Here is a 5,994-nt window from a genome sequence, read left to right as displayed (position 1 = left end):
GGCCCGGGTTATGCCGTAATGCCAGGACGAGGCTGACGGTGGTGGACGCGGCGGTGATGATGGCCGTGACCAGATTGGCCATCAGGATCGCCGTCATGTTCGGGCGGCCCTCGGCGTCATGAATCGGCCAGCGCGCGCACAGCGGTTTCAGCGCGGGTATCCACAGGAGCGTCATGGGCACTGCGGCCAGTAGCGCCCACTCGATCCCGAACTTCGGACCCCATGCGACAGCGTTCTCGAGCAAGGGCAGGGCTTCGCCCAGGACGATGGCCGGCCAGTAACGTGGAGGAAGGAGCAAGAGGCAAGTGAGGCGAAAGCCGCTCATCAGCATCCATTGCGGAAAGGACACGTAGCGGCAAAGTTCGTAGAAGCCGATGTAGGCCGCGGCAACGGCCATGTGCCGCCCCCAGGCTTGCCAGTGGACGGCCGTAGCGGTGAGCTCACACTCTGCGCTTCCTTTCAAGCCTCTGCTCCCTTCGATGGTGAGTGTGGTTCGCGGCTATCTTTTAAAGGATGCCATGGTTCCAACCCCTTATTGGCTGGAAGCACGTCACGGTTGGGGTAGGTTTGCCGAAAATGCTTGAGGAAGGGCAAGGTGTCAGTGCGCAGGCCCCACGCAGGCGGGGCAGCATCAATTGCAATGCCGCGCTGGCAAGATGACACCTTGCCTTCGATCGGGTTTTCCAGATGGCTACGAATTCAAGCGCCGCCCTGGTGCCTCACGCGCGCGTCGACGAACTGGGCAGTTGCGTCGTCCATGGGGTGGCCATAGGGCTCAGCATCGCCGGGCTCGTCGCACTGGTTGCGAAAGCGGCGGTGTACGCGGGGTCCGTTGCCGTGTTCGCCAGTGCGCTCTATGGGGTCACACTGATTTTCCTCTACACCGCGTCGACGCTTTATCACGCGCTCCAGCACCACAGCGTCCAGGGAATTCTTCGGACACTGGATCATGTGGGTATCTACTGGCTTATCGCCGGCACCTATACCCCTTTCGCACTCGTGGCGGTCCACGGCGCATGGGGCCTTGGTCTGTTTGGTGCGGTCTGGGTGGTGGCTATTGTCGGCAGCGTGCTTGAGCTCGGTATCTTGAAGCGGTATCACCGTGCGGCCGTATTCATGTACGTCGCGATGGGGTGGGGCGCGATTGTTGCGTTTCAGCCGCTGGCAACTCACGTTCCAAAGACCGGCCTGGTGTTGTTGGTGGCGGGGGGTGTTGCCTACACGGCGGGCGTCCCGTTCTATCTGGCAAAGCGGTTGCCGTTTCACCATTCGTTGTGGCATGTGTTCGTGCTGGCGGGCAGCATGCTGCATTACTTCGCCGTCTATCTTTATGTGTTGCCGGGGGCCGCCACGACAGGCGGGTGATCAAGACGTCCATTTGTCGGCATAGGCAAAGCGCGTCGGTCGAAGCGACATGTATTGCGCGACACGCGGACGTTGCGCGCGATTCGGACTGCTGCCATGCGGCAGCAGGTGATGCCAGATGATCATGTCGCCACGCTTGGCGGCAATCGGCTTCATGGTCAGTGTGCGGTGCGCATGCTGCTGCGCACTGACACCTGCCGGGACGGTGCTCAGCCATTGCTTCAGCGTACGATGCATGTCCGGCACGCAGCTGAATGCCCCTTGGTCCTCTTCGACATCGGCGAGATACAGGATGCCTTGCAACTCGAGGCAGTGCGGCTCGGCGAGCGTGGCATCCCAGTGCAAATGCGGGCCGGGGAACGGCCAGTCCTCGCGTTCCGGCGGGTTCAGTCCGCCCTGGTCAATGGTTACCCAGAGATCGTCGCGACCCCATAGCTGGGCATGGGCCTTGTGGATACGGGGCGCGCTTCGGTTGGCTACCAGCGCCGGGTGCCGCAGCAAGGGCACCCAGATGGAATGACCAAGCGATTCGCGATACCAGGACTCGGGGTCATCGGGGTTCATCCCCAGGTGGTCGTAGATGGCCATCTCGGCGTTTCTCGCCGCTTCGGCGCTGATCGCCTGGCGAAGAATGACGTAGCCGTGCTCGTCCCAGTGCGCAAGGTCGTCTTTACTCAGGCCTTCGACGTGATCCAGACTGCCAACTTCAGAGCCAACCCTCTCGCCTGCCAGTGCACGCCGCAGGYGGTCCAGCGAGGCGTCCGTCAGTTCGCCGTCGTTGCGCTCGCGTATCCAGGCTTCGAATTGTGCGTAGCTCGGCTTTTCGTAGTTCAGGTAGCGCAAGGTTTCCAGCACGTTAAGACGCAAGCCGGCCAGTAGTGTTTTCTGGATGTCCTGGGGTAGCGGCGCGGCGGATCCTGGTGCGCGCTGGCAAGCCCAGTAGGTATGAAGTTCGTCGATCTCGAGACTGGAGCCTGTGACGATCATTTTGCCTCCTGGCTCTGGCCTACAGTGATAGCATCGATCCGGCAGGACAGCCCCGTAGGTCAGACGGCTATAGCAGGCAACCACATACCTGTGGTAGCACGATAGATGCCGTACCCGGTCGCAAGCGCGAACGCGGTGATCAGTGCGGCCATCATGTACTTACCCGTATCGCGCCGCGCGTTTTCTGCCCGAAAGTACCCCTCGAGCATTGTCAGCGGGACCAGCCATTCGCAGCACGCCAATGCCCATAGTGCCGGTCCCTGCATCGTTATCGGATCAAAACCCACGATGCCGTCATTGATGGCGATCCATGTTGCCAGGCCGATGCGAAAAAACCACACGCCTGCCGCGAGCACCAGCAGCCGCAGTGCCCAGCGTCGATGCGCAATAAAATCGCGTGCTAGCGCAGAGCGCCACGCGAGAACCGCGCAGATCGCCAGCAGCAAGCCATTGAACGCCACATTTCCGTTCTGCGACGCGCCCGTGAAACCCCGGCCGGTCGCCAGCATCATAAGTCCGGCGAGGCCGACAATGAGCGCAACCGTCACGTAGATACGTCCATTCCAGCGATGAAACCGGGGCGCGCGACGGCGCAGTACCGGCACCAGCTGCAGCGGCCCGCAGATGGCGACGACCGAGGCCAATAACACGTGCACTGCAACGATCAGATTGCCCAAAGGCTGGGTGGGTAGGTATCCCGTAGGCCACACGCGATTCCAGGCGGCCGTATCACCGTGTAGCGTTGCCTTGCCGTAGGTGCCGAGAATGTAGGCACCGAACAAGAAGTGACCGGCGATGGCGACGGTCCACCAGCTCGTAGCCGCCAGTCGCAGCGCGCTGAGTGCCCTGGGCTTCGCTGCGCGGGTGATGTTGTCGTTCGCGACGTTTGCGAGGCGAGGGCTTGAATTCACTCCGTGATCCTCTACGTTCCAACGGTAGGCTGAGCAGCGGCATCAACTCTAAAGAAAAAGCCCCGACTGTTTCCAGTCAGGGCTTTTCTTCATTGGTGGAGATGGCGGGAGTCGAACCCGCGTCCGAAGGCGTTTAATCTCCAGATCTACATGCTTAGCTCACCGTTAGATCTCGTCCGCCAGCAGCACGGTGTGCGAAGCGCACCGACGGACATACCTGATTGATCTAGCGTCAGACCCACAGATGGAGAGTCTTTCGGCGGTCTCATGATAGTGACCCTACACCGACGAGCATGAGCACAAGATCGGTTCGGGGGTAGGGCCTTTTTTAGGGGCCGAACGCTTTAGGCGGCGAGAGCCACCGAAGCGTCATTACCGTAGTAGTTGTCATTGGCAACTATAGTTTTTGCAGCTGGTTTAACGAGGAAAGCTACCCCCTCGGCATGCACCAGTAGATCGCACTACCCCCGTCGAAACCAGAACATCCCCGGGGAAAACGTTGTGTGACTACACCTATCAGTATATGGCCGGGGCAGCCCACCCACAATGGGCGCCGCCCGTCCGTTCAGGTCAGCCCATCTTGTTGTGGGAGCGCATGACCCGCTGTTTGTCGACCGCCCACTCGCGTTCTTTCTCTGCGGTGCGCTTGTCGTGGTCCTGTTTGCCCTTGGCCAGGCCGATCTCGCACTTCACCTTGTTGTTCTTCCAGTACATCGCGGTGGGTACCAGGGTGTAGCCCTTGCGCTCGACGGCGCCGATCAGGCGGTCGATCTCCTCGCGATGGAGCAGCAGCTTGCGCGTGCGGCGATCGTTCGCGATGACGTGGGTGGAGGCGCTGATCAGGGGCGGGATCTGGGCGCCGACGAGAAAAACCTCACCGTGCTGGATGATCGCGTAGCAGCCCTCGCCGAAGTTGATCCGGCCCGCGCGCAGGGACTTCAGCTCCCAGCCTTCCAGGGCCATGCCGCATTCGAAGCGTTGGTCGATGTGATATTCGTGGCGCGCGCGCTTGTTCAGCGCAATCGTGCCGCCGCCGTCTTTTTCCGTGTCCTTCGGTTTCGCTTTTGCCATGTCCGCTAAAATCGGTCTATCGGATCCCTGATACAAGGCCGGCGGGTCCGTGAGCCGGCAAATGAGACGAGGTCAAAGCAGTGATTGAAATCCGCCGCAGTGCGATCGTGCCTTTCACGCCCGCGCAGATGTTCGACCTGGTCAACGATGTAGAAGCATACCCAAAGCGCTTCGGCTGGTGTGACGCCGCTGAAGTGCTCGAGCGGGAAGACAACGTGCTGGTGGCCCGGCTGGATCTCAAGTTCGCCGGACTGAAACAGAGTTTCACCACCCGGAACACCGCGGACCGACCGCATAGCCTGGCCATGAAATTCGTGGAAGGCCCGTTTCGCTCGCTGGATGGGGTGTTTACCTTCCAGGCCCTGGGCTATGTGGGCTGCAAGATCGCCCTGGCATTGGACTTCGACTACGCCGGGCTGGGTGGCTCGGTGCTGAGGATGGGTTTCCAGCAACTGGCCAACCGTATGGTCGACGACTTCTGCGACGAGGCGCGTCGCCAGTATGGCTGAGCTGAGCGTCGAGGTGGCCTACGCAGGGCCGGAGGGGCAGGTCGTCCTTACCCTTGCCGTTCCGTCAGGAACTACCGCCTGGGAGGCAGTCGGGCTGGCCCGGAGCGGATTGCCGGCAGGCGTCACGCCGGACCCGGCCCGACTGGGCATCTTCGCGAAAAAGGTGACCGCGGACCATGTACTGGAGGAGGGCGACCGGGTGGAACTGTACCGGCCGCTCACACTCGATCCGATGGAAGCCAGGCGGCGCCGCGCGAAACGCGGCGCCTGAGAGCCTTCTTACTTCTTGTCGTCCGACGAGCTGCCGCCGAAGATGCCGCCGTTGTCGTCATCCTTCTTGTCGTTGGCGCTGGTGTTCTTGTCACCCTTGGTGCCATTGACCGGATCGTTCTTGTACTTCTTCGAGTCCTTCAGCAGCTGCTGGGCGTCCTGGGCGAAGAAATCGCCTTCGGTACGGACCAGAGTGTCGTTATTGAAGGTCAGGGTGAGCGTACGGGTGGTCATGGGTCCACCACGGTGGGAGAAGGTGGAGACGTAGTCCCAACGATCGTTGTCGAACGGCGAGGCCACCGAAGGGGTGCCCAGCAGCACCAGAACCTGGCGCTTGGTCAGACCCGGCTGCAGCTGTTCGACGTTTTTCTTGTCGAGCAGGTTGCCCTGCTGCACGTCGGGGGTATAGATAAGGCTGCAGCCCGCGATGGCGACCGCCATCATGGCCATACCCAGCGTGCGGCGAATGAGCTTTTGCATGCGTAGTAACGTCCGGATCGTGAAGCCTGCGATGATACACTAAGCGCCTGACGGCACCGCGAGGGGGTCTCAATGGACCAGGAAACAAAAGAACTGCGTAAAGCGGGGCTTAAAGTCACACACCCGCGCATGCGGATCCTGCAGATCTTCGAGGAGGCGGACGAGCGCCACCTTACCGCCGAAGACATCTACAAGCGTCTGCTTGCGCACCAGGAAGACATCGGGCTTGCCACGGTGTATCGGGTGCTGACCCAGTTCGAAGCTGCTGGCATCGTTATGAAGCACAACTTCGAGGGTGGGCAGGCCGTATACGAGCTCGACCGGGGCAAACATCATGACCACATGATCGATGTGGACAGCGGGAAGGTTGACCACATGATCGATGTGGACAGCGGGAAGGT

The 5,994-nt window shown here is 61.1% G+C and carries 9 protein-coding genes and 1 other RNA gene; 4 read left to right on the top strand and 6 right to left on the bottom strand.

Features of this window, described 5'->3' with window-relative positions; genetic code table 11:
* Positions 1 to 397, bottom strand: a 397-nt coding sequence (locus AC1DVF_RS28195) for a hypothetical protein (protein WP_477783523.1), incomplete at its 3' end; no start/stop codon positions are given.
* Positions 398 to 687: 290 nt separating this feature from the next.
* On the opposite strand from AC1DVF_RS28195, the gene trhA reads away from it, so the two are divergent.
* Positions 688 to 1,365 carry a PAQR family membrane homeostasis protein TrhA gene (gene trhA, locus AC1DVF_RS28190; protein WP_477783522.1) on the top strand — a complete coding sequence of 226 codons (678 nt, stop codon included), beginning with the start codon at positions 688 to 690 and terminating at the stop codon, positions 1,363 to 1,365.
* Here the strand turns inward: trhA and AC1DVF_RS28185 are convergent, their stop codons facing one another.
* From AC1DVF_RS28185 to smpB, 4 genes are all read right to left on the bottom strand, one after another.
* Complete coding sequence (locus AC1DVF_RS28185) at positions 1,366 to 2,352, bottom strand: phytanoyl-CoA dioxygenase family protein (protein ID WP_477783521.1); 987 nt, start codon at positions 2,350 to 2,352, stop codon at positions 1,366 to 1,368.
* Between the two features lie 59 nt (positions 2,353 to 2,411).
* Positions 2,412 to 3,263, bottom strand: a complete 852-nt coding sequence (locus tag AC1DVF_RS28180) for a DUF2306 domain-containing protein (RefSeq protein WP_477783520.1) — start codon at positions 3,261 to 3,263, stop codon at positions 2,412 to 2,414.
* A 93-nt stretch (positions 3,264 to 3,356) separates the two neighbouring features.
* Positions 3,357 to 3,752: a transfer-messenger RNA gene (gene ssrA / locus AC1DVF_RS28175) on the bottom strand.
* A gap of 81 nt (positions 3,753 to 3,833) precedes the next feature.
* Positions 3,834 to 4,334, bottom strand: coding sequence for an SsrA-binding protein SmpB (gene smpB, locus AC1DVF_RS28170; RefSeq protein WP_046965872.1), 501 nt, complete (start codon positions 4,332 to 4,334; stop codon positions 3,834 to 3,836).
* An 80-nt stretch (positions 4,335 to 4,414) separates the two neighbouring features.
* On the opposite strand from smpB, the gene AC1DVF_RS28165 reads away from it, so the two are divergent.
* Positions 4,415 to 4,843, top strand: a complete 429-nt coding sequence (locus AC1DVF_RS28165; protein WP_477297696.1) for a type II toxin-antitoxin system RatA family toxin — start codon at positions 4,415 to 4,417, stop codon at positions 4,841 to 4,843.
* Positions 4,836 to 5,114: an RnfH family protein gene (locus AC1DVF_RS28160; RefSeq protein ID WP_197478235.1), complete on the top strand. Its 279-nt coding sequence runs from the start codon at positions 4,836 to 4,838 to the stop codon at positions 5,112 to 5,114. The genes AC1DVF_RS28165 and AC1DVF_RS28160 overlap by 8 nt, the downstream gene beginning before the upstream one ends.
* Positions 5,115 to 5,122: 8 nt before the next feature.
* Here AC1DVF_RS28160 and AC1DVF_RS28155 read toward each other — a convergent pair whose 3' ends face one another.
* Positions 5,123 to 5,593, bottom strand: a complete 471-nt coding sequence (locus tag AC1DVF_RS28155) for an outer membrane protein assembly factor BamE (RefSeq protein WP_063571397.1) — start codon at positions 5,591 to 5,593, stop codon at positions 5,123 to 5,125.
* Positions 5,594 to 5,665: 72 nt separating this feature from the next.
* On the opposite strand from AC1DVF_RS28155, the gene AC1DVF_RS28150 reads away from it, so the two are divergent.
* Positions 5,666 to 5,994: transcriptional repressor (locus AC1DVF_RS28150; RefSeq protein ID WP_477783519.1), on the top strand; the 329-nt coding region annotated here is incomplete at its 3' end.

The organism is Pseudomonas sp. P4_D7, assembly GCF_056401755.1.
The sequence above is the reverse complement of the archived record's forward strand: the minus strand, read 5'-3'. Positions and strand labels throughout refer to the sequence as shown.

What these genes read in the sequence shown, in the direction of transcription:
- AC1DVF_RS28155 (WP_063571397.1), bottom strand. Translation starts at nt 5,593, where the DNA reads ATGCAAAAGCTCATTCGCCGCACGCTGGGTATGGCCATGATGGCGGTC.
- AC1DVF_RS28160 (WP_197478235.1), top strand. Translation starts at nt 4,836, where the DNA reads ATGGCTGAGCTGAGCGTCGAGGTGGCCTACGCAGGGCCGGAGGGGCAG.
- smpB (WP_046965872.1), bottom strand. Translation starts at nt 4,334, where the DNA reads ATGGCAAAAGCGAAACCGAAGGACACGGAAAAAGACGGCGGCGGCACG.
- trhA (WP_477783522.1), top strand. Translation starts at nt 688, where the DNA reads ATGGCTACGAATTCAAGCGCCGCCCTGGTGCCTCACGCGCGCGTCGAC.